The sequence below is a fragment of the Chlamydia poikilotherma genome, from assembly GCF_900239975.1.
GTDB classification, from domain to species: Bacteria; Chlamydiota; Chlamydiia; order Chlamydiales; family Chlamydiaceae; genus Chlamydia; species Chlamydia poikilotherma.
Window position 1 is genome coordinate 403,390 of sequence record NZ_LS992154.1, and the last position, 20,881, is coordinate 424,270.

Genomic DNA, 20,881 nt, shown 5'->3' on the forward strand with positions numbered 1-20,881 from the left:
CTTTATGGGGAAGAAAAAATTTCTTGAGTTGAATTTGATATTTCCTGCCAAGTTTGTAGTCTTACCAGAAGGCGGTGTTCTTCTTGTTTTAACTGTTCTATGCGCCGTTCCTTTTCTATGATTGAATAAATCAATTTTGAATAAGCAGTTTGAAGTAACTGGAAAGAAGATAGGGACGATGTTTTGTTTTTTACTAGAGTTATGGTTTGCTGAACTTTAGAGGGTAGGCATTTGATTAAATAAATCATGCTAATAAGTAAAAGAATACAAACCAGAGAAGCAACCATTAAAGTCACACCACTGATTATTTCGGGAAGACTAGAAGAAATACATCCACAAGCTATAACTACAGCTCCACCAATCATCGTGCCGATCAAAAGTATAATAGCTAAAACGTAGGAAAAAGAGCTTTGCTCAATGAAAATAGCAACTTTTTTTTGTAACATTGTAGCATCCCGTTCCACATTGAAAAGAAGGGAACATTGACTAGGTAGGGATAGAAGAGTTGGAGAAATAGAATTAGAAAGACTTAATACCACAGAATTCCTTAAAATATAGTGGTGAAATTTAAAGAATGTATTCATTTTATTCAATACGTAACATAAAGTAATTCTTTTTAAATTCTTTTTTAGTTTTTTATGAATAAAACTGTTGTTGTTGCTATGTCTGGAGGCGTAGATTCCTCCGTAGTTGCCTACTTATTAAAAAGATTTACCCCTTATAAAGTTCTTGGCCTCTTTATGAAAAATTGGGAAGAGGAAGATAGCGACGGCCTTTGCTCTACAGCTAAAGATTATGAAGATGTGGAAAAAGTTGCTAATCAATTAGATATTCCTTACTACACAGTATCTTTTGCTAAGGAATACCGTGAAAGAGTTTTCTCTCGTTTTCTTGCAGAATATTCTAAAGGTTATACACCTAATCCCGATGTTCTTTGTAATCGCGAAATAAAGTTTGATCTTCTTCAGAGAAAAGTCCGCGAATTAGGGGGAGATTTCCTAGCTACAGGTCATTATTGTCGCTTATCTTCAGATGGCAATGGTGTTCATTTACTTCGTGGTATAGATTCTCAAAAAGATCAAAGTTATTTTTTATGTGGGACACGAAGAGAATCTCTGGATAATGTACTTTTCCCTTTAGGAGATATGACAAAAACAAAAGTACGCGCTATCGCCGAAGAAGCTGGATTAGCTACCGCTAAGAAAAGAGATAGCACAGGTATCTGTTTTATTGGGAAACGTCCATTTAAAAATTTTCTTGAAAAGTTCGTGCCCAACTTAGAAGGAGATATTGTGGATTATGATTCTCAGAAAATTGTGGGCCGACACGAAGGCGCCTACTATTACACGATAGGGCAACGACGTGGGTTAGATCTGGGTGGCTCAGAAAAACCTTGTTATGTTGTTGGTAAGGATATAGAGAAAAACATTGTATATATAGTACGTGGGGAAGATCACCCTTTACTCTATCAGAAAGAACTTAAAGCTAAGGAATTGAATTGGTTTGTATCTTTAGAATCTATAACGCAATGTAGTGCAAAAGTACGTTATCGCTCTGCTGATGAAGAATGTGAAATTCTTTATTCCAAGGGGAGTGGTGAAGCACAAGTACGGTTTTCTTCTCCTGTTAAGGCAATCACCCCGGGGCAAACAATTGCCTTTTATGATGGGGAGAAGTGCCTCGGGGGCGGGGTCATAGAAGTTTCTATGATTCCCCATTTGGTATAGTTACAGCAACACTTTCAGCAGCTTGTTCTTCATCACGTTCAAAAGTAACGCGATCTTCGAAAAGATTAGCGCGAAGTTTTCGTGCTTCTTGACGGCAAGATTCTTTAAGTAAAAGTTCTGCGAGAGGGTCTTCAAGATATTGCTCAATAACACGACGTAAAGGTCGTGCACCCATTTCTGGAGAATGTCCTTTCGTGACTAAGAAAGAAATCACGGAGTCTGGAATACTTAATGCCATTTGGTAATTTTTTAAACGGGAGTCCAGTTTACTAATTTCTAAATGGATTATTTCAGATAAGGCATCTTTTTCTAAAGGACGGAAGATAACACTTTCATCTAAACGGTTGATAAATTCCGGTTTTAAATGTTTCTTCACAGCATGTTCAATTTTTTCTTGAATCACTTTATAGTCGAAATTCGATCGAGATCCAAATCCAATCTCTCCGCTTTTCTTAATTAAGTCTGCACCTAAGTTAGAAGTCATGATAATAATCGCATGACGGAAATCAATCTTACGACCGAATGAGTCTGTAAGACGTCCTTGCTCTAAGATCTGTAACATTAAATCCATAATGTCAGGATGTGCTTTTTCAATCTCATCGAATAGGACAACACAATAAGGTCGGCGACGCACTTGCTCTGTAAGATGACCACCCTCCTCATGACCAACATATCCTGGAGGTGATCCCATCATTTTTGTAGCAGCAAATTTTTCCATGTATTCAGACATGTCTACTTGAATTAAGGCATCCTCACCACCGAACATCTCAATAGCCATTTGTTGAGCAAGTAATGTTTTGCCAACTCCTGTGGGACCTAAGAATAAGAAGGAACCTGTAGGACGATTAGGATCTTTAATCCCTGTTCTTGAACGACGAATAGCACGGCAAATACTTGCTACAGCTTGATCCTGGCCAATAACTTTTTTACGTAAAGTATCTTCTAATTTAAGTAGTTTTTCACTTTCTGCTTCAGTAAGTCTTGCAGAAGGAATTCCTGTTTGTAATGAAACTACTTGGGCGACAGCCTCTTCATCTACAGGAATCTGATGTTCTTCTTTGTGATTTTCCCATTCCTGTTTCATATTGGAGAGACGTTCTCGAAGCTTTTTCTCCTCGTCACGCAATCCCGCAGCTTTTTCATATTCTTGAGTTCCGATAGCTTGTTCTTTAGCAAGTTTCGTAGTTTCAATCTCAGCTTCGAGTTTCATTAACTCTGTAGGTTGATCCATGGTATTTACGCGTACGCGAGCTCCAGCCTCATCTAATAAATCAATAGCTTTATCAGGAAGGAAACGTCCGTGAACATACTGGTCGGACAATGTGGCCGCAGCTTTCAAAGCTTCTTCAGTAATAGCAACGTTGTGATGCTCTTCGTATTTCTTTTTCAGCCCACGTAGGATTTCGATAGTCTCGTCTACACTAGGTGGTTGGACAATGATTTTTTGGAATCTACGTTCTAAAGCAGCATCTTTTTCAATATGCTTGCGATATTCATCAATTGTTGTTGCTCCGATACACTGGATTTCTCCACGTGCTAATGCAGGTTTTAAAATGTTTGAAGCATCAATAGCGCCTTCAGCAGCTCCAGCACCTACAATAGTATGCAGTTCATCGATAAATAAAAGGATGTTGCCATGTTTGCGGACTTCATCCATAACAGCTTTGATACGTTCTTCAAATTGACCGCGATATTTCGTTCCTGCAATCATTAAAGCAAGATCTAAAGTAATTAAACGCTTCTTACGTAACGTATCAGGAACTTCATTAGAAATGATTTTTTGTGCTAATCCTTCAACAATAGCAGTTTTCCCCACACCGGCTTCACCGATAAGTACGGGATTATTTTTTCTTCTACGGCAAAGGATTAAGATTAAACGTTCAACTTCCGCAGAACGGCCAATAACAGGATCAAGCTTAGATTCACGAAACATCTCTGTTAAATCGTAACCGTAGGCTTTTAATGCTGATAGCTTATCACTTTTTTCTCCACCTAGGGTATGGCCTAAAGAAGAAGATTTGGAAGAGGAGGAAGAGTTGCCTCGAGGATTAGAAGAAGATGCGGGAGGGAGTTGAAGATTGAATGTTTCTAATTCTTTAAGAACTTCTTTGCGAACTTCTCTAGGATCAATATGTAAGTTTTCTAAAACTTGTAAAGCAACACCGTCAGCTTGATTTAAAATCCCCAAAAGGAGGTGTTCAGTACCCACATAATTATGTTCTAAAATTCCAGCTTCTTCATTTGCTGATTCAAAAGATTTTTTTACTCTACCGGTAAGCGCAGGGTCGCCATAAACCTGAATTTCCGGTCCATAACCGATTAATCTCTCGACTTCTTGCTTGGCAGTGTCAAAGTCTACTCCTAAATTGCGTAAGACATTTACAGCTACACCTTGGCCTAGTTTGAGTAGGCCTAAGAGTATGTGCTCTGTGCCTAGATAGTTATGATTTAACCTCTGAGCTTCTTTTTTAGCCAATTTAATGACTTGTTTTGCTCTGTTAGTAAACTTCTCAAACATAAAAACCTAAAAGACCGGGTAGAACTTTCCTTAAGCATATACGAAATTTAAAATAATGATGCAACTCTTCGATAAATAGATAAAGTATTACTGAGACAAAAGAATTTTTTTCACGAAAATAGTAAAGAATCCATCTCCTATGCTATACTATTTCTACATTTTTAACGAATGATTCACGACTGACACATCTCTCTATTTCATTATGACTGTTCGCATAGTAGATTCCGGAAAAGGAAGTTCTGAGGCCCATATGGCCAGAGATAAGTATTTGCTAGAACACCTCAAAAGAGGAGAAGCGATTCTCCATCTCTATGAGTGGGGGAGCCAATATCCTCTCACTTACGGCTATTTTATGCGTCCAGAAAAATTTTTAATTGATAATAGGGCCGACCTCGGCATGGACGCGGCTATCCGACCTACGGGAGGAGGCTTTGTTTTTCATCACGGAGACTACGCATTTTCGTTATTAATGTCATCGGAACATCCTATGTATGCACCAACTGTGTTGGAGAATTATTATACTGTTAATCAGGTGGTGTTACAGGTTTTGAATAAGGTTTTCCGTATCAAGGGCACGCTCTCTTTTGACGAGGATACGCATCATCCTCAGACATCTAATTTTTGTATGGCTAAAGCTTCAAAATATGATGTTTTAATGGGAGATAAGAAAGTAGGGGGTGCTGCTCAGCGTACCGTAAAACAGGGATTCTTACATCAAGGATCCATATTCTTATCTGGGAGTTCATTAGAGTTTTACCGAAAGTTTCTTTTGCCTGAGGTTATTGATGTTATAGTCCCTGCAATTGAAAAACGGGCATTTTTCCCTCTAGGTCTGTCAGCGCCTTCTTCGGATCTTTCAGAGGCAAGAAAAGAAATAAAAGAAGGGTTAATTCAAAGATTTTCAAGTGGCCATCTATGAATAAAATGCGATGGGGTTTAGTTATTGCACTCTTTTGTTCATTTATAACAAAAGATACTTTTGCCTTTACGGTGCATTTTCCTGACTCTAAGGAGCATGTGGGTGTTATTGTTCATGATAATAGTATTGAGGTTTACGAAAAGCTTTTATCAGCAATAGATGTTGCCGAGCACTATGTTGAATTGTGTCCCTGCATGGCTGGTGGAAACATACTAAAGGAGATCGTTGAGCATGTAGATACGCGTATGTCTGAAGCTCCTCGTCTGTGTGCTTATATACTTATTCAGCCTACGTTGATTGATAGTAAGGATAAGCAAATCCTTGAAAATGCAAGATTGAAGTGGCCCGATAGATTTTTTTATTTATTTACTGGATGCCCTCCAGGGTCGAGTATTCTTGCGCCCAATATTATAGAAAGTCATGTTAAGATTTCTATCGTGGATGGGAAGTACATTTTTATTGGGGGAACAAATTTTGAAGATTTTATGTGTACTAAGGGGGATGCAGTTCCTGAACCTATCGAGTCTTCACGTTTAATTATAGCAGGAACTCAAAGACCTAGAGCTTTTCGTGATCAGGATATCTCTATTAGCTCTGTGCAACTCGGGACAGAGTTAAGAAAGGAATTTCACGCGCATTATGGTCTCTGGAGCGCTTATGCAAAAAAACCCTGGTTTAATAAAAATCTCGATGATTTTCGGATACTCTCTTATCCAGAATTAACTGTTGAAGAAGCAGAATCTGCATATTGCAATGCCATTGAAGGAAGTCCTGATCTTGTAACGACAGATCTTAAAAATATTCGTGTGATTTTTTCTGGTCCTGATGAAAGTAAAAATGCAATCACCCAGGAATATGTGGATTTAATAAATAGGTCAGAGAAATCTATCAAGATTGCGAATATGTATTTTATTCCCAAAGATGAAATTATTGAGAGTTTAAAATCTGCATGTTTCGATCGTGGTGTCCGATCGGAAATCATTACTAATGGATGTACAGAAAATAGTCCTAGTCTTACAGGAGTATATGCTTGGGGTAATCGTATGAACTATTTCTTTTTATCTTATGGCGAACGTCCCTCAATATGGAAAAAATTCATATTTTCTAGAAAACAACCTAGTAGTTCTCTGTCTGTGAGTGAATATTTTGTTCCGGATACGCAGCTACATAAAAAATGTATGATTGTGGACGGGCGTTTCTTTGTAATAGGTAGCTACAACTTTGGTAAGAAAAGTGATCTTTTTGACTATGAAAGTATTGTTGTAATTGATTCTCCAGAAATTGCTCAAAAAGCCAGCATTGTCTTTAAAAAAGATTTAAGCTTATCCCAACCTGTAGATAATTCTGAGATTTTTGATTGGTATTTTAATCCTGTTCACAATCTCATTGGTCATTTACAAATTAATTTTATGCCTGCTTAAGCTTTGAATAAAATTCTATAAGGAAAAGAGAGAGGTTCTTTCTTTTCTGTTTCTCAGGGGATCCTTCTTGGTTTTTTCCGATCAATAGTTTACACTAAGTTTTTTACTGTTTATTCCAAGAGGGTGGCTTTGCTAGCGTTCTTTTATAAGCATCAGAAAAAATTCATTGGTTTAGTTATTGTCGGTGTATGCGTATCTGGAATAGGTATAGGCTGGGGACGCTATCCAGGAGAATCTGCACGTAATGGTTCTAGGAAAGTTGTATTTTCCATATCTGGGAAAAAATATTCCGAGAGAGAGTTTTTAGCTATTAAGAGATTTTTTATAAATGAGGCTTACCCCTTCACAGGAAATCCTCAGGAATGGAATTTTTTAAATGAAGGATTACTTACAGAGCGCTTTTTAACAAATAAAATTGGGGAAAAGCTCTTTTTAAAAATCTACTCTCAAGATTATCCAGCTTTCAGTAAAGAGAAGCGTTATCAAGCTTATCGAAGATTTGATACTCCTTTCATTTCTTCTGAAGAAGTTTGGAAGTCTTCAGCTCCTCGCTTATATCAAGCTTTGACGACCTTACAGGAAATAGATAATCCTGTATCTCCTGAAGGGTTTGTCGCTAGAGTTCAACTTTTTTTAGAAGAGAAAAAATTTCCCCATTATATTCTTAAACAGATGCTTGAATATCGTAGACAGATGTTTAATCTTCCTCAAGATGCTGCCCTGGCTCAGGGGAAGGATCTACGCTTATTTGGTTATAAGAATATTGCCGATTGGTTTGGAGATGCATATGTTTCCGCTGCTGTTGAAGCTTTACTTCGCTTTGTCAATGAGCAGAAAAAAAATATTGCTATGCCTTCTTTAAAAGAAGCTCGACAAGATTTTGAAGATAAGGCCCAACATGCATTTACTAAATTAAGTAAACATGCTGGTCTTACTTTAAATTTTGACCAATTTGTGGCTTCTTATTTTGATTTCCTTGGAATGAATGAATCAGAATTTTTTAAAATGTATCGTGAGATACTTTTGTGTAAGAGAGCCTTTTTACAATTAGAGGGTAGTGTAACTTTTGATTATCGTCCTCTGCAAGAATTTTTCTCTATGGGTAAAGATTCTACATCTGTAGAAATGGTTAAGCTGCCTCGTGAATACCAATTTAAGAATAAAGAAGATCTAGAAGCTTTTGAAACTTATATCAATCTCGTAGGCGTTCCAGTTAAGGATTGTCTTGATGTTCCACGTTTTGCTTTGCCTGTTAAAACTATAAAGGCCAAAGAACCGAAATTAGTGGGTCGAAGATTTTTAGTTTCCTATAAGAGTATAAGACTTCAAGATCTGGAAACGAAAGTGCCTATGGTGGAGGTACACCAGTGGCAACAAAATCCTGAGAATTTCCAAATTCTACTTCAACAGTTTCCTAAAATTGAAACATGCAATTCGAGTAAGGATTTCCAAACTCTTAAACCCTCCCTTGTGGAAAAGATATATTCCTTCACCAGAAAAGAGATTTTAAGAGCGCATCCCAAAAGAATTCTGGAAGGCCTAGCTCAGTGTAAGCACGAGAGTCATGAAGTTTTCCTCTCTTGTGGAAAAGATAGTATCTTAGAAGGAATTTTGGATGGAAATGAGCTAGCTACATTATTATTAGATAATGAGATTTTAGAAGCCTACAGTCAGGATGGTGAACATTACTATACATTTATCGTAGATACGTGTTTTGAAGGTGAAGAAGTAATTCCTTATCGCGAAGTGTTGCGTAAGGATCTAGCTAAAACCTTAATTTCTTCACATAAAAACTCCTCACAGATCGATAAGGTGATTTCCGCTTTGAAATCTCGATATCAAGAGGAAGAGGGCAAAAATCTCTGGCAAAAGCGGCTATGGTCTTTGATAGAAGAATATAAAGACGGAACGTATCAATCAGGAACTCTATCTTGGAATCTTGAAAAGTCTATAAAAACATTTGCTCGTGGAGATCAAAATATTCCTCAATCTTATCCTGTTTTAGCTTCTATGGAAGAGGGGACATTATCAAATATTGAATTTAATCCCGAAGAAGGCCCATTTTTCTATAAATGTTTATCACATCAAACATGTGTTGATCCCGCTAGTGTAGAGAAGCTATTCCTTGCTAAGGGTCATTTAAATGAAGAAATTCTTGGGAATTATATAGAACATTTTATTGATGAAGGAGTCAGATAATGTGGGATTCTGATTATCATGTGTGGATTCTACCGATTCATAATGATGTTGTCCGTTTGGGATTGACAGCTAGAATGGGAGAAAACTTGGGCCAAATTCTTCATATTGATTTACCTGCACTAGGTAGTTTTTGTAATGAAGGTGAGATTCTAGTTATATTGGAGTCTTCAAAATCCGCTATTGAAGTTTTAAGCCCTGTTTCAGGAGAAATTATAGAAGTTAATGAGAATCTAAAAGAGAATATAGAGCTTCTTAATAATTCTCCTGAGGAATCTGGGTGGTTTGTGGTTGTTAAACTCAATCAAAAATTGAATACAGAAAATCTTATTCTTAAAGATTAGTCAGGTTAATATTTCAAAAAAAGTCTTGTATTAGTTATATTTTTTTGAGCTTTGATAAGAGTTTTTTTTTATTTTCTGAAGGAGTAAAATTTTTCCCTAAAAGAGTTTAAACATATATTTTATCATGTCCTCATTAATAGTTGGCAGTATCTCTACTCCTATAGAGATAAAGAGCGTTCAGTTGAGACTTTCAAATCAGCTTAGGGTATTAACCACCATTACAGTAGTGCTAGCTTTAGCTGTGATAGGTCTCGCTTGTTATGGGCTTTTTGGCACTTCCCTGATAGCAACACAATTAATGATATGGATTATGAGTGCCTGTATGACTTTGGTGGCCCTGATTTGTTCTTGTGCGAAATATCATCTTCTTCGTCGTTATGAAAAAAACCTCCTTAGTAGTGGGGAGACCATACAGGAATAGATAAAGGAATTATGACTTATGATGATTAACATCCAAAGATTTCAACGACCTTCTCCAGAGAATCCGAATACAGCAACTCTATTATATCGACTGCATGAGGGGCCTTTAGGTGAACCCGAAGGATTGCGTACTTTTCGTAGAGTATTATCAGCGCTTATGACCGCCTTAGCAATACTCATCATGATAGTATTCACCATTCAATCGCCAACAATTACTCCCGCAGCATTGTACACAGCAATTTTCTTTGCTTGCTGTACTCTTGTATGTATAGCAATGTTTCTGGTAAAACACGTATTCTGTCAGTTTCCAGAAATTGCTAAAGATACTATTGAGATCTCCTTTAATAGTTGATCTACTGCGATTTTCCCTTTTTTATATTCGTTGCTTTTGATTTAGCCGCACGTTGTTGTTGTGCTGTTCGTACTTTTTTCACAGGTTTCAGATCTTTTGTTGCTATAGAAGAAACATTGGATGTTTCTAGGATGTCCGATGTTGACGTTGTTGCTGATGGCTTAGAGATATCAATGCCTGTAAGACTCATAAAGGCCATAGCTATAAGTCCCGTAGTAATGAAAGAGATTCCCATTCCCTGGAGGTTTTTAGGAATATCAGAATAGGCTAGTTTTTCTTTAATAGTTGCGAATAAGACAATGGCTAACCACCAACCACATCCAGCACCTAAAGAGAATATCATCATAGGGATAAATGGGTAGTTGCGTGTGATTCCAAAGAGCACTCCTCCTAAAATTGCACAGTTTACAGCAATTAATGGTAAAAAGATCCCTAAGGAGAGATAGAGATTTCTGGATACCTTTTCTAAAAGTAATTCCAAAATCTGTGTAAAGGCCGCAATAACTACAATGAAGATAATTAGCTCAAGGAAATTTAGATTTACGTTCGCTAATGAAGGAGATATCCAAGTCAGAGCTTTAGGCCCTGTAATAAATTTATGTACCACCCAGTTAATGCTTCCGGTAACTGTCAGCACTAATGCTACAGACATTCCTAAGCCGTTAGCAGTAGAAACTCGTGCTGAACAAGCAAGATAGCTACACATCCCAAGAAAATTCGATAGAAGGATATTTTGGATGAAGGTTGCTTGTAAAAAGATGCCAAAGACATTTAGCCATGTATATTCGCCTAACCACATAAAGCTACCTCTTTCCCTTCTTAGATCTAAGAATATTCACCCCCCAAATCATAATGCCTAAAAGGAAAAATGCTGAGGGAGCTAAAACCATTAAACCAAAGTTTTCATAGCCGTCAGGATGAGCTTCAGAAGCATAAAAACATTTTGGGATAAGTTGTAATCCAAGAATAGTACCGAAGCCGAAAAATTCTCTTATTATACTCACAGAAACTAATACCCATCCATAGCCTAATCCCGATGCGAAACCATCTAAAAATGCTGGAATAGGGGGTACATTTCTTGCTAGACTTTCAGCTCTTCCCATAACAATACAGTTCGTGATAATCAATCCAACGAAAACGGACAGTGTTTTTGAGATATTAAAGAAAAAGGCTTTTAAAAACTGATCAATAACAATCACGAATAAGCTAATGATAATTAGCTGAGTAATCATACGCACGCTGTCAGGAGTGGCTTTTCGTAATAAGGATACAAAAAACGAGGAACATCCTGTGACAAAGCTTACAGCAAGGCCCATAGTAATGGCTGTGCTTACTGTTGTTGTTACAGCAAGTGCAGAACAAATCCCTAAAATAGCAATTAGAGGTTGGTTATTGTCCCAAAGAGGATCAAGGAAATAACTCTTGTATGATTTATTTGCTGCCATTGTGATCTCTCTGGTTATTAAGCTTAGCGAAAGACATCAACAAACTACGATAGGGAGCTAAAGATTGTGCATAAGCCTCAGTAACACCATTACACGTTAATGTTGCTCCAGAAATACCATCGATTGATGATAGTGCTTTTGGAGATGTTCCAAATGCTGATTGTACTGATCCTTTAATTACCTCAAGACCTAGAGGTGTTGTAGCGAAATCTGTATTTTCTGATGCTGCTTGTAAGAAGATTTTCTTCCCATAGAATTGCTTTTGCCAAAGGGGATTGGCAATATTAGCTCCTAATCCTGGAGTTTCAGCTTGTTGATACCATGCGGTTCCTAAAACGGTATCCCCGTTATTTTCTACAGCCAGATAACCGTAAATAGGTCCCCACAAACCAAATCCTGAAATAGGAATAATAATAGCGCGAACTACTGAGGGATTTTTAATAACCTCAGCAGCGCTCATCATTCTAGCTTGTTCAGTATTTGCTAAGATTACGTAGAATAGTAATAAGGGCTGTTGATAAAAATGGCCATTTTGATGTTTTTCAATAAATTCTGTAACATTGATGTTTTTTTCTTCGAAGGAAAACATTTGACCACGTTTATCCGCAAGTAGGGGATGAACAAATCCTTGTGCGTACGAATCTAAAACCGAGCTCGTGACAACAGGCGCACGTTTATCTGCAACTTTAAGTAGGTGGGAGGTTTTGTCATATATAGCGGGTTGCCAAGAATCTTTCTCATAGATTTGAAATTTTCCGGAAAAATCTAAAACATGTGCTGCCGTTAGCATTTGCTGATTGCGATCAAAAATAGCTGCTCTTTCTTGGAAAGGGGCTAAGATATAGTACACAGTAGAAAGGAAAACGCTAGAGAATAAACTTAAAGCAAAAATGAAAAGTACAACATACCATGTTTGATTCAGATGGGATTTAGATTTCTCTGAAGACATAGTTTTATATTCTCCTTCGTCTATACTTTCTTATAGCAAAGTAATCAAGAAGAGGAGCAAATACATTTCCAAGAAGGATGGCAAGCATAACTCCTTCGGGATATGCTGGATTTATTAATCGGATAACAATTGTCATACAACCAATAAATAATCCGTAAATCCATTTTGCTAATTTCATGGTTGGGGATGATACAGGGTCTGTAGCCATGAATACAAGACCGAAGGCTAAACCTCCAAGGAATAACTGCCGGTAGGCTGGAATAAAGAATTTTGCAGGAGCCCAAGCTCCATGTTTTCCAACAATAAGAATGCTAAAAATTTTAAATAACCAAGCGGTGATGAAGGCTCCTATACCGAAGGATACCATTGTTCTCCAAGAGGCAATGCCTGTAACAATCAGGAATATAGCACCGAGTAAACAAGCAAATGTTGATGTCTCTCCTAAGGAACCAATAATATTTCCCCAGAATAAATTTCCCGAAGAGAACTTCCCTATACCGTAGATAACATCAGTAATTGAATAAGCTGAATCGAACTGTGTTGGCAATAAACCCAGTCCCCCTTCACTAAGAGGAGAGGTCACAAAATTTTGTAATTGTTCTAAAGTGAGTTTATCTAACACCAATCCAGGATGAGACTCTGTCCAGATAGAAAATTGTGAGTGTATCACACTTTCTGTAGGAACATGCGTCATATGCAATATGTTAGAAGCTATAGCATCTACGTGGACTTTTTTTACGGCGGGAGGTGTAGAGTTCAATGTTTGCAGGCAGGTAGATTGAGAGAAGCCATCAATAATCGATTTCCCTGCTGTAGAATTCATAGCAAGAAGGCTTTCTTTAATTTTTGTTGGGTTACTCCCTACCCAAACATCTCCACTCATCTTTGCTGGAAATGTGAAAAACAGGAAAGCTCTTCCTGAGAGAGCAGGATTGAGGATATTCATTCCTGTTCCACCAAACAATTCCTTGCTAACGACAACACCAAAAGCAATTCCTAAAGCAGCCATCCAATAAGGAATTGTTGGTGGCAATGTTAGGGGATAGAGAATCCCTGTGACGAGTAATCCCTCAGCAATTTTATGCTTTCTAACGACAGCGAAGAGTACTTCGCAAACACCTCCTACCGAATAGCTAATTATCAGTAGAGGAATAAAAATTTTACATCCTGTCCAAATAATGGCAAATAAGCCGATATCGTGGAAGATGAATGAGAGATAACTACGAAATCCAGAGATGTGTAAGAATGATTCCATGAGTTGGGGATTTACCGACCCATAGACTAAAGCTTGAACTCCTGAATTCCATATGGCTAAAAATGTTGCTGGAAATAGGGCGATAACAACAAGCATCATCCAACGTTTAACATCTACAGCATCACGAATGAACGGAGGAGATGAAGATTTATGGATGGGCTCGTAGCAAAACGTATCAATAGCGTCTGCAACTGGAGTAAAGCGTTGAAACTTGTCCTTTTGACAAATTTCCCAGATGGAATTAACAAATCGTTTAAGCATTGCTACTGAGAGGGAAGTTGAAGCTTGTACACGTTCAAGAACGTAACAAATTGGTTAGAATTTTAGGAATAAAAATTTTCCGTGATTCAGAGATTCTTTAGTTTTTTTCTTAGTTTAATTTTCCCTAAGCTCTGTTATGGTTGCCGAGAACCGGGAGAATTTTTATGCCGTGGATGTTTGGAAACTTTAAAAATAGAAAAAGTAACAGGACGTTGTCCGCATTGTTTTCACATTTTAGGAATAGATGAAATAGCGACTTGTCGGGAGTGCCTTCCATCATTTTCTCGGAAATCTTTTTGTTTATACGTTCCTTCTGTGAAAGCGCTTTCCCTATATTCTCAGGCTTGTCTTGGTAAATTACCGGCTATCAAATTTTTTACAAGAGTTATAAAATATCAGTGGGAATTTTACGAAATTTTTCCTAACAAGATTTTTTATCTAATAACAAAAATTCCTAAAGACTTTGCGAAACAGTTATCTAAAGAAACAGGAGTTCCTTATCAGGGAATTTTACCTTTACCATGCCAATTAAATAGTTTGAAAAAATACATAGACGCAGGACCTATATGTATTTTATCTGACTATCCGTTATCTCGTGAATGGCAGAATACTATTGAAAGGCATGCTCCGCGACCTACGATACTTATAAGTCTTTTTCTTTCTGAGACTCTTCGTTGATTCCAACAATAGCTACATAGCCTAAAAGACGTACTCCTTCATCAACGCATAAAGTTCCTGCTTGGATATCGCCTTTAACCATCGCTTCACCGCGGAGTTCTAATTTTCCACTAACTGTAATATTACCTTCAACAACACCTTCAATAATTGCTTCTTGAAGTTGTATATCAGCTTTTACACAACCTTTAGGACCTATAACTATCTTCCCTTTAGAAACTAAAATACCTTCAAAAGTGCCATCAATGCGCAATAAACGGTCAAAAGCTAATTCACCTTTAAATGTTACACCCTCTCCAAGGGTTGTTTCAGGTTCTTCTGAAAATAAGGGTAGGGGATCGACTTCAGAAAGTGGAGGCGTCCATTTTTGTGGTTCCTCACTTATAGGATAAGAAGAAGATAGCGGGCGCGTTTCCGAAGATTTTGGAGAATCGAAAAGGTTCGGAGGAGAATCTAAACGCTCAGACCTGGGATAGGGATAATTAGAATGTGAAGATGTTTCTTCTTCGTATAACGTCTGAACATCTTCAAAAGGACTTTTTCCAGTTCTACGGAACATTAGGAGTTCTCCTAGATTACCCAACAATGTGGTTTTTACATAAACTAATTTGACGCGTTAGAGTTTCATCTTTTTCTATTTTCTGTTCTATAGTTTTGCAAGCATAAAGTACTGTGGAATGAGTTTTTCCAAAGGCAGAACCTATAGCAACTAGAGAATCTGTGATTAAAGTTTTCGCGAGATACATAGCGACTTGCCGAGCTAAAACAAGTTCTTTAGAACGTGAGGTCCCCTTAAGATCCTGTAGCTTTACTTGAAAAACAGTAGCAACACTTTTTAATATACTTTCTACAGAGACTTTTTGTTTGGAAGGAGATCGGAAAAGCTCTTTTAATGTATCTCGAACAATACTTTCTGTAAGTGTTTTTCCAAATAAACGACAGTAGGCAGTGAGCTTATTAATAGCTCCTTCAAGTTGTCTAACATTTCCATAAATATGATCGGCAATATAGAAGGCGATTTCATTAGGAATAAGCAGACCTTTTTGTTCTGCTTTATGTTGTAAAATTGCTACACGAGTTTCTAAATCAGGAATTCCTACGTGAGCCACCAATCCCCATTCCATTCTAGCAATGATACGCTCTGATAATTTCAGTTGTCCTGGAGGCTTATCGCTAGTAATAACGATTTGTTTATTTAAATTAATTAGAGTCTCAAAAGTATTACAAAACTCTTCTTCAAAATTTTGTCTATTTTGCAAAAACTGGATATCATCGACAAGAAGTAGATCTAAAGAACGGTAAAAATTCTTCATTTTATCAATAGACTTCAGTCTGAGGTGTTGCACCAGATCATTGATGAAAGCTTCTGTAGTAATGCAATGAAGGCGAAGGTTTTTATGATGTTCTCTAACGTAGTGACCTACAGCATGGAGTAAATGTGTTTTTCCCAGGCCTACACCTCCATGGATAAATAGAGGGTTATAAGAGCGTCCGGGACGTCCTGCTATACCTACAGCTGCAGATTTGACAAATTGGTTTGAAGGGCCTTCTATGAAATTATCAAAACGGTAAACTGCGTTTAATTTTAATTCAAAGTCTTTAGATTCTTCAAAAGTTTCTGCAGGACTCTCTTGCTGCTCTCGAGGTGCAACAGGTTGCATAGGAGCTTTTTTGATTTCTGCAACAACAAATTCTAAAGCTGGCTCTCCTTGGGCATCAAGGGGAACGAAAGAACACAGATCTTGTTTATAATTATCAAGAAGGTAGTTTTGAACAAAGATATTGGGAACTTCTAAACGGATTTTTTCTTGAGTCTCTTCTATAATTTGAATAGGAGAAATCCAATTTTCAAAAGCCGTTTTGGAGCAACGTGTCTTAACATAATTCACAAACTGTTCCCAAGTACTACAATCGCTACAGGTTAACATGCTGCTCTCTTTAATATATCGAGAATTTTCTTATAGACGGGCAACTTATGCTCGTTTAGGAAGAAATTGCCAATGTACCATTGCTATTGATAAGCAATCAACAGTTTTTCTGCAAAAAACAGAAGGACGATTTCAAATGAATCAGGAATTACTATAAATACGAACGTAGCCGTTCTTAATAAATGTGGGCAAGATTAATTAGAAAGAGCAACGGGCTTCTTAATCGTTTTTTTAGGGTAGCTCATAAGCAAAGCTTCGGCGTCATTAGCAATTATAGAATCATCGCACGATGTAAGATAGACAGCTATGGCAGAAGCTTCGTCAATGCGATTCAAACAAAAGAGAGCTTTAGTTTTGTTTAGTAATGTAGGAAGATGATCTCCTTGCATCCGCAAAGCTTGATCTAGGACTCCTAAAGCTTTGGCATTCTCTCCAATTTGCAAATATAATCCGCCAAGAGTTTGGAAGTCATAAATACTTAATGGATCTAAAATAACCAAGGCTTCAAAAAAGAGAATGGCCTTTTTGTAATGTCCTTGACGAAGAAACATATATCCAGAAATGCGTAACTCTTCGAGTTCTTCATCTCCCCATCCTAAGATGGCTTTCCATTCATTATCCAACATATTTTAGCCTTGAACAAATTGAAAAATACGAGAAATAACATAATCGATCATGATATTAGAAGATTTCAATCCTACGTCAATAGCTTTGAGTAAGATTTTTCCCTCTTGAACGATAATGTCTTCTTCAGAATCAGAAGCTTCTTCTTCCTCTTCTTCGCTTTCTTCTTGATCTTTGTAAGAAAGAAAAGGTGTTACACGACTTTGATAAGAGAATTTTCCCCGAGTCAGAACCTTTAAATAGGAAGAAATTTTCTCTAAATCATCGTCTTGTTGATCAGGAGATCCTAATGAAGGTGCTAAATAAGGAGTCGAGAACCGCTGTTTATGGAAGTTATTTGGAGGCGAAAAGAAAGCCCAGTGGGTTTTCTTATTCGTCTGCATAAGAGAAGATAAAGCCGAAGGTTTTGGCGTCATGTCCAAAATTTGGGCATGTTTGGCCACATCACGGATCGTCAAACTTTCCATGTGAACTTCCTTGCGGAAATCATTCACTACTTTATTGTTAGACGCGTGTTTTTCGTAAACAGAGGTACTGTAATTAAAAATTTCTACCATAATACAGCCTTTAAAACCCTACTTTCTAAATCATAATAGGGTAAAGGAAAAAGTCAATAGTCTTAATTATTCTTAAAATCAAAAATAACAAATAATAGAAATCTTTCCCCATTCTCTCTAATGGTGTATATTTTTCTGGTGTTGTTGTTTTTAGAATGATTTAGGCATTTTTGTGTCCGAGACTCCTTCCCATATTCCGGTATTAGTAAACGAATGTTTGTCGTGGTTTTCTAATCGAAATCCACGATCTTTCTGTGACGTCACTGTAGGGGCTGGAGGTCATGCCGAGGCATTTCTTTCTACCTATCCTTCTATAATCTCTTATGATGGTTCTGATCGTGATACATCAGCTTTATCGTTAGCAAAGGAACGTTTGGAAAAATTTGGAGATCGCGTACATCTTCGTCATGCCTCATTTGAGGATCTGGCTAAAGATCCTAGGGAAGATGTTTATGATGGTATACTTGCTGATCTTGGGGTTTCCTCTATGCAGCTGGATACTTTATCTCGGGGTTTTAGTTTTCAAGGAGAAAATCATGATTTAGATATGCGTATGGATACTTCTAAGGGAATCACCGCAAGTGAAGTGTTAAACACGTTTCGAGAAGAAGAGTTGGGTAAGATTTTTCGTGAATATGGAGAAGAACCACATTGGAAGAATGTAGCTAAAGCTGTAGTGCATTTTAGAAGACATAAGAAAATTATTACTGTCAAAGATTTAAAAGAAGCAACTGGAAAGGTTTTTCCTTCATATCGTTTGCGTAAGAAAATTCATCCATTAACTTTAATTTTCCAAGCTTTACGTGTCTATGTAAATCAAGAGGACGTGCAATTGAAAATATTGCTAGAGTCTGCTATGCGTTGGCTTGCTCCTGAGGGGCGTTTGGTGATTATTTCATTTTGCAGTTCGGAAGATCGTCCTGTGAAATGGTTTTTTAAAGAGGCTGAGAAGTCGGGACTAGGAAAAATTCTTACTAAGAAAGTCATTATGCCTACCTATGAAGAAACAAGGAAAAATCCTCGTTGTAGATCGGCAAAACTTCGTTGCTTTGAAAAGAAATCCTTATGAATAAATATCGTTTTTTTCGCTTGGTTTTTTGTTTCTGTTTTCTAGGTGGTTTACTTTATTCCTATATTAATAAACAAAATGATCTGACTAAATTACGATTAGAAATTCCTTCTTTATGGTCGAAATTACGCCAAAGAGAACAAGAAAATATTGCTTTGGGTTTTCTTATTGATACAATAGAAAGTCCTGAACATCTCATGCATATAGCAAGCCTTCCCGAATATCAATATCTCCAATACCCTACAGAAGATAGTGTTTGTGTTGTGACCTATGAATCATCGTAAATACTTAACAATGATTACTTGCGGGGTGTTGCTCTCCTACTCTTTCCTTATTGTGCGTTATTATAAAATTCAGATTTGTGAGGGAAAACGTTGGGCTGCTGAAGCCTTGGGGCAACATGAATTTCGAGTTAAGGATCCTTTTCGTAGAGGAACGTTTTTTTCTCAGATGAATGTGCGTAAAGGAGATCCTGAGCAGCGACAGCCTCTAGCTGTCGATATTACTAAATTTCATCTTTGTTTAGATGCTGTAGCAATTCCAGAAGAACATCGCGATATCGTTGCTGAAAAAATATTTAATCTTGTTAGCGATGGGGATTATGGAAAGTTGCGCAGAGAATTTGATAGGAAGTCTAGACATAGAAAGTTATTTTTATGGCTGGATCGTGCTGAACGTGATCGAATTCTTTCTTGGTGGCGCGGTTATGCATCTAAATCTAAAATACCTTCTAATGCTTTATTTTTTATGACCGACTATCAAAGGTCGTATCCTTTCGGAAAACTTTTAGGCCAAGTTCTCCATACTCTTAGAGAAGTGAAGGATGAGAAAACAGGCAAAGCCTTTCCTACTGGGGGATTAGAGGCATATTTCAATCATATTCTTGAAGGAGAGCCTGGGGAGCGTAAGTTTCTTCGTTCTCCTTTAAATCGTTTAGATCTTGATAAGGTTACAAAAATTCCTAGGGACGGATCGGATATCTATCTGACTATTAATCCGTGTATACAGACAATTGCTGAAGAGGAATTAGAAAAGGGTGTGAAAGAGGCTCGAGCTAAGGGTGGGCGCCTAATTTTAATGAATGCCTATACTGGGGATATTTTAGCCTTAGCACAATACCCTTTTTTTAATCCTGCAGAGTATAAGGATTTTTTCAATGACAAGGAAAAGATAGAGGATACGAAAGTAAAATCAATAAGTGATGTTTTCGAACCGGGTTCTATTATGAAACCGCTTACTATTGCTATTGGATTGCTTGCAAATGAAGAGATGTTAGAAAAATCAGGAAAGCCTTTATTCGATCCCTCTGAACCTATCGATGTTACTCGTACCGTTTTTCCTGGAAGAAAGCAATTTCCACTTAAGGATGTTTCATTAAATCGTCGTTTAAATATGTATATGGCGATACAAAAATCATCTAATGTCTATGTTGCGCAACTTGCCGATCGTATAGTACAGAATTTAGGAAGCCATTGGTATGAAGAGAAGTTGTTATTATTGGGATTTGGAAAGAAAACAGGAATAGAATTGCCTGGAGAGGCATCGGGATTAGTACCATCGCCAAAGCGGTTTCATATCAATGGTGTTCCCGAATGGTCTCTATCGACACCGTATTCTCTTGCTATGGGTTATAATATTCTTGCCACAGGAATACAGATGGTGAGAGCTTATGCGATTCTTGCTAATGGTGGTTACAACGTGTGCCCTACTTTGATAAAGAAAATTGTAACGACTTCTGGACAAGAATATGTATTGCGTCCTCAAGTCAGGGGAGAAAGGATTCTTTCTCAAAATATCGTGGATGAAGTATTGAGAGCTACCCGATTTACTACATATCCTGGAGGCACAGGATATCGAGCTTCCCCTAAAAATCATTCTAGTGCTGGGAAAACAGGAACAACAGAGAAACTTGTTAATGGAAAGTATGATAAGCATCGTCATATTTCTTCATTTATCGGGATTACACCTATATATCCTGCAGAAGAAACCAGCGTTCCTCTTGTTATGCTTGTTTCTATAGATGATCCTGATCACGGAGTTCGAGAGGATGGCACTAAAAATTATATGGGAGGCAGGTGTGCTGCCCCGGTATTTAGTCGTGTCGCTGATCGTACATTATCTTATCTAGGGGTTCCCGAAGATAAACAGAAATATGATTACAAGAAGGAAGTCGCTTTTATGAAATCTTTGTATGAGGAGTGGAATCGTTCGGGGAAATAAG

21 protein-coding genes are annotated in these 20,881 nt (G+C 37.4%); 11 read left to right on the forward strand and 10 right to left on the reverse strand.

Annotation, left to right across the window (positions count from 1 at the left end; translation table 11 throughout):
- Positions 1 to 2: 2 nt before the first annotated feature.
- The gene (locus C10C_RS01805; RefSeq protein ID WP_174222224.1) at positions 3 to 539 is read right to left on the reverse strand and encodes a hypothetical protein; all 537 of its coding nucleotides are present in this window, start codon (positions 537 to 539) and stop codon (positions 3 to 5) included.
- Positions 540 to 638: 99 nt separating this feature from the next.
- On the opposite strand from C10C_RS01805, the gene mnmA reads away from it, so the two are divergent.
- Positions 639 to 1,727 carry a tRNA 2-thiouridine(34) synthase MnmA gene (gene mnmA / locus C10C_RS01810; protein WP_117274153.1) on the forward strand — a complete coding sequence of 363 codons (1,089 nt, stop codon included), beginning with the start codon at positions 639 to 641 and terminating at the stop codon, positions 1,725 to 1,727.
- On the opposite strand, the gene C10C_RS01815 is transcribed toward mnmA, so the two are convergent.
- The gene (locus tag C10C_RS01815) at positions 1,705 to 4,245 is read right to left on the reverse strand and encodes an ATP-dependent Clp protease ATP-binding subunit (RefSeq protein ID WP_117274154.1); all 2,541 of its coding nucleotides are present in this window, start codon (positions 4,243 to 4,245) and stop codon (positions 1,705 to 1,707) included. The two genes, mnmA and C10C_RS01815, sit on opposite strands and share 23 nt — an antisense overlap.
- 202 nt (positions 4,246 to 4,447) lie before the next feature.
- Between C10C_RS01815 and C10C_RS01820 the strand changes: the two genes are divergently transcribed.
- The 6 genes from C10C_RS01820 to C10C_RS01845 all read left to right on the forward strand — a co-directional run bounded on the left by C10C_RS01820 (position 4,448) and on the right by C10C_RS01845 (position 9,897).
- Positions 4,448 to 5,164 (forward strand): lipoyl protein ligase domain-containing protein, encoded by a 717-nt coding sequence (locus C10C_RS01820; protein ID WP_117274155.1) that lies wholly within the window; start codon positions 4,448 to 4,450, stop codon positions 5,162 to 5,164.
- Positions 5,161 to 6,585 carry a phospholipase D-like domain-containing protein gene (locus tag C10C_RS01825; protein WP_117274156.1) on the forward strand — a complete coding sequence of 475 codons (1,425 nt, stop codon included), beginning with the start codon at positions 5,161 to 5,163 and terminating at the stop codon, positions 6,583 to 6,585. The genes C10C_RS01820 and C10C_RS01825 overlap by 4 nt, the downstream gene beginning before the upstream one ends.
- A gap of 129 nt (positions 6,586 to 6,714) precedes the next feature.
- Complete coding sequence (locus C10C_RS01830) at positions 6,715 to 8,784, forward strand: hypothetical protein (protein ID WP_174222225.1); 2,070 nt, start codon at positions 6,715 to 6,717, stop codon at positions 8,782 to 8,784.
- Positions 8,784 to 9,125: a glycine cleavage protein H-like protein gene (locus C10C_RS01835; protein WP_117274158.1), complete on the forward strand. Its 342-nt coding sequence runs from the start codon at positions 8,784 to 8,786 to the stop codon at positions 9,123 to 9,125. The genes C10C_RS01830 and C10C_RS01835 overlap by 1 nt, the downstream gene beginning before the upstream one ends.
- A 124-nt stretch (positions 9,126 to 9,249) precedes the next feature.
- On the forward strand, positions 9,250 to 9,546 hold the full coding sequence (locus C10C_RS01840; protein WP_117274159.1) for a hypothetical protein: 297 nt from the start codon (positions 9,250 to 9,252) through the stop codon (positions 9,544 to 9,546).
- A gap of 18 nt (positions 9,547 to 9,564) precedes the next feature.
- A complete protein-coding gene (locus C10C_RS01845) occupies positions 9,565 to 9,897 on the forward strand; it encodes a hypothetical protein (protein WP_117274160.1) in 333 nt (110 codons plus the stop codon).
- Position 9,898: 1 nt separating this feature from the next.
- On the opposite strand, the gene nqrE is transcribed toward C10C_RS01845, so the two are convergent.
- From nqrE to C10C_RS01865, 4 genes are read right to left on the reverse strand one after another with little or no spacing between them, the layout of a single operon-like run.
- Positions 9,899 to 10,696, reverse strand: coding sequence for an NADH:ubiquinone reductase (Na(+)-transporting) subunit E (gene nqrE / locus C10C_RS01850; protein WP_117274161.1), 798 nt, complete (start codon positions 10,694 to 10,696; stop codon positions 9,899 to 9,901).
- A 4-nt stretch (positions 10,697 to 10,700) separates the two neighbouring features.
- Entirely contained in the window at positions 10,701 to 11,342 is a 642-nt protein-coding gene (gene nqrD, locus C10C_RS01855; RefSeq protein WP_117274162.1) for an NADH:ubiquinone reductase (Na(+)-transporting) subunit D, read from the reverse strand.
- Positions 11,329 to 12,291 (reverse strand): Na(+)-translocating NADH-quinone reductase subunit C, encoded by a 963-nt coding sequence (locus C10C_RS01860; protein WP_117274163.1) that lies wholly within the window; start codon positions 12,289 to 12,291, stop codon positions 11,329 to 11,331. The genes nqrD and C10C_RS01860 overlap by 14 nt, the downstream gene beginning before the upstream one ends.
- 4 nt (positions 12,292 to 12,295) lie before the next feature.
- Complete coding sequence (locus C10C_RS01865) at positions 12,296 to 13,807, reverse strand: Na(+)-transporting NADH-quinone reductase subunit B (RefSeq protein ID WP_117274164.1); 1,512 nt, start codon at positions 13,805 to 13,807, stop codon at positions 12,296 to 12,298.
- A gap of 81 nt (positions 13,808 to 13,888) precedes the next feature.
- Here C10C_RS01865 and C10C_RS01870 point away from each other — a divergent pair, with 81 nt between their 5' ends.
- On the forward strand, positions 13,889 to 14,485 hold the full coding sequence (locus C10C_RS01870) for a hypothetical protein (protein ID WP_117274165.1): 597 nt from the start codon (positions 13,889 to 13,891) through the stop codon (positions 14,483 to 14,485).
- Here C10C_RS01870 and C10C_RS01875 read toward each other — a convergent pair.
- From C10C_RS01875 to C10C_RS01890, 4 genes are all read right to left on the reverse strand, one after another.
- The gene (locus C10C_RS01875; RefSeq protein WP_117274166.1) at positions 14,451 to 15,041 is read right to left on the reverse strand and encodes a bactofilin family protein; all 591 of its coding nucleotides are present in this window, start codon (positions 15,039 to 15,041) and stop codon (positions 14,451 to 14,453) included. The two genes, C10C_RS01870 and C10C_RS01875, sit on opposite strands and share 35 nt — an antisense overlap.
- 16 nt (positions 15,042 to 15,057) lie before the next feature.
- Positions 15,058 to 16,410 carry a chromosomal replication initiator protein DnaA gene (gene dnaA / locus C10C_RS01880; RefSeq protein WP_117274167.1) on the reverse strand — a complete coding sequence of 451 codons (1,353 nt, stop codon included), beginning with the start codon at positions 16,408 to 16,410 and terminating at the stop codon, positions 15,058 to 15,060.
- Between the two features lie 194 nt (positions 16,411 to 16,604).
- A complete protein-coding gene (locus tag C10C_RS01885; RefSeq protein WP_117274168.1) occupies positions 16,605 to 17,036 on the reverse strand; it encodes a type III secretion chaperone in 432 nt (143 codons plus the stop codon).
- 3 nt (positions 17,037 to 17,039) lie between these two features.
- Entirely contained in the window at positions 17,040 to 17,591 is a 552-nt protein-coding gene (locus tag C10C_RS01890) for a DUF5399 family protein (protein ID WP_117274169.1), read from the reverse strand.
- A gap of 172 nt (positions 17,592 to 17,763) precedes the next feature.
- On the opposite strand from C10C_RS01890, the gene rsmH reads away from it, so the two are divergent.
- Genes rsmH through C10C_RS01905 form a run of 3 tightly spaced genes read left to right on the forward strand, consistent with a single transcriptional unit; the run spans position 17,764 to position 20,880 of the window.
- The gene (gene rsmH, locus C10C_RS01895; RefSeq protein ID WP_117274170.1) at positions 17,764 to 18,660 is read left to right on the forward strand and encodes a 16S rRNA (cytosine(1402)-N(4))-methyltransferase RsmH; all 897 of its coding nucleotides are present in this window, start codon (positions 17,764 to 17,766) and stop codon (positions 18,658 to 18,660) included.
- Positions 18,657 to 18,944 (forward strand): hypothetical protein, encoded by a 288-nt coding sequence (locus C10C_RS01900; RefSeq protein ID WP_117274171.1) that lies wholly within the window; start codon positions 18,657 to 18,659, stop codon positions 18,942 to 18,944. The genes rsmH and C10C_RS01900 overlap by 4 nt, the downstream gene beginning before the upstream one ends.
- Positions 18,931 to 20,880 carry a peptidoglycan D,D-transpeptidase FtsI family protein gene (locus C10C_RS01905; protein WP_117274172.1) on the forward strand — a complete coding sequence of 650 codons (1,950 nt, stop codon included), beginning with the start codon at positions 18,931 to 18,933 and terminating at the stop codon, positions 20,878 to 20,880. The genes C10C_RS01900 and C10C_RS01905 overlap by 14 nt, the downstream gene beginning before the upstream one ends.
- Position 20,881 lies beyond the last annotated feature (1 nt).

Coding starts and splice junctions, on each gene's coding strand:
- C10C_RS01815 (WP_117274154.1), bottom strand. CDS start 4,245: ATGTTTGAGAAGTTTACTAACAGAGCAAAACAAGTCATTAAATTGGCT.
- nqrE (WP_117274161.1), bottom strand. CDS start 10,696: ATGTGGTTAGGCGAATATACATGGCTAAATGTCTTTGGCATCTTTTTA.
- C10C_RS01905 (WP_117274172.1), top strand. CDS start 18,931: ATGAATCATCGTAAATACTTAACAATGATTACTTGCGGGGTGTTGCTC.
- C10C_RS01885 (WP_117274168.1), bottom strand. CDS start 17,036: ATGTTGGATAATGAATGGAAAGCCATCTTAGGATGGGGAGATGAAGAA.
- C10C_RS01890 (WP_117274169.1), bottom strand. CDS start 17,591: ATGGTAGAAATTTTTAATTACAGTACCTCTGTTTACGAAAAACACGCG.
- C10C_RS01900 (WP_117274171.1), top strand. CDS start 18,657: ATGAATAAATATCGTTTTTTTCGCTTGGTTTTTTGTTTCTGTTTTCTA.
- C10C_RS01825 (WP_117274156.1), top strand. CDS start 5,161: ATGAATAAAATGCGATGGGGTTTAGTTATTGCACTCTTTTGTTCATTT.
- nqrD (WP_117274162.1), bottom strand. CDS start 11,342: ATGGCAGCAAATAAATCATACAAGAGTTATTTCCTTGATCCTCTTTGG.
- C10C_RS01860 (WP_117274163.1), bottom strand. CDS start 12,291: ATGTCTTCAGAGAAATCTAAATCCCATCTGAATCAAACATGGTATGTT.
- C10C_RS01820 (WP_117274155.1), top strand. CDS start 4,448: ATGACTGTTCGCATAGTAGATTCCGGAAAAGGAAGTTCTGAGGCCCAT.
- C10C_RS01865 (WP_117274164.1), bottom strand. CDS start 13,807: ATGCTTAAACGATTTGTTAATTCCATCTGGGAAATTTGTCAAAAGGAC.
- mnmA (WP_117274153.1), top strand. CDS start 639: ATGAATAAAACTGTTGTTGTTGCTATGTCTGGAGGCGTAGATTCCTCC.
- C10C_RS01845 (WP_117274160.1), top strand. CDS start 9,565: ATGATGATTAACATCCAAAGATTTCAACGACCTTCTCCAGAGAATCCG.
- C10C_RS01840 (WP_117274159.1), top strand. CDS start 9,250: ATGTCCTCATTAATAGTTGGCAGTATCTCTACTCCTATAGAGATAAAG.
- C10C_RS01835 (WP_117274158.1), top strand. CDS start 8,784: ATGTGGGATTCTGATTATCATGTGTGGATTCTACCGATTCATAATGAT.
- dnaA (WP_117274167.1), bottom strand. CDS start 16,410: ATGTTAACCTGTAGCGATTGTAGTACTTGGGAACAGTTTGTGAATTAT.
- C10C_RS01875 (WP_117274166.1), bottom strand. CDS start 15,041: ATGTTCCGTAGAACTGGAAAAAGTCCTTTTGAAGATGTTCAGACGTTA.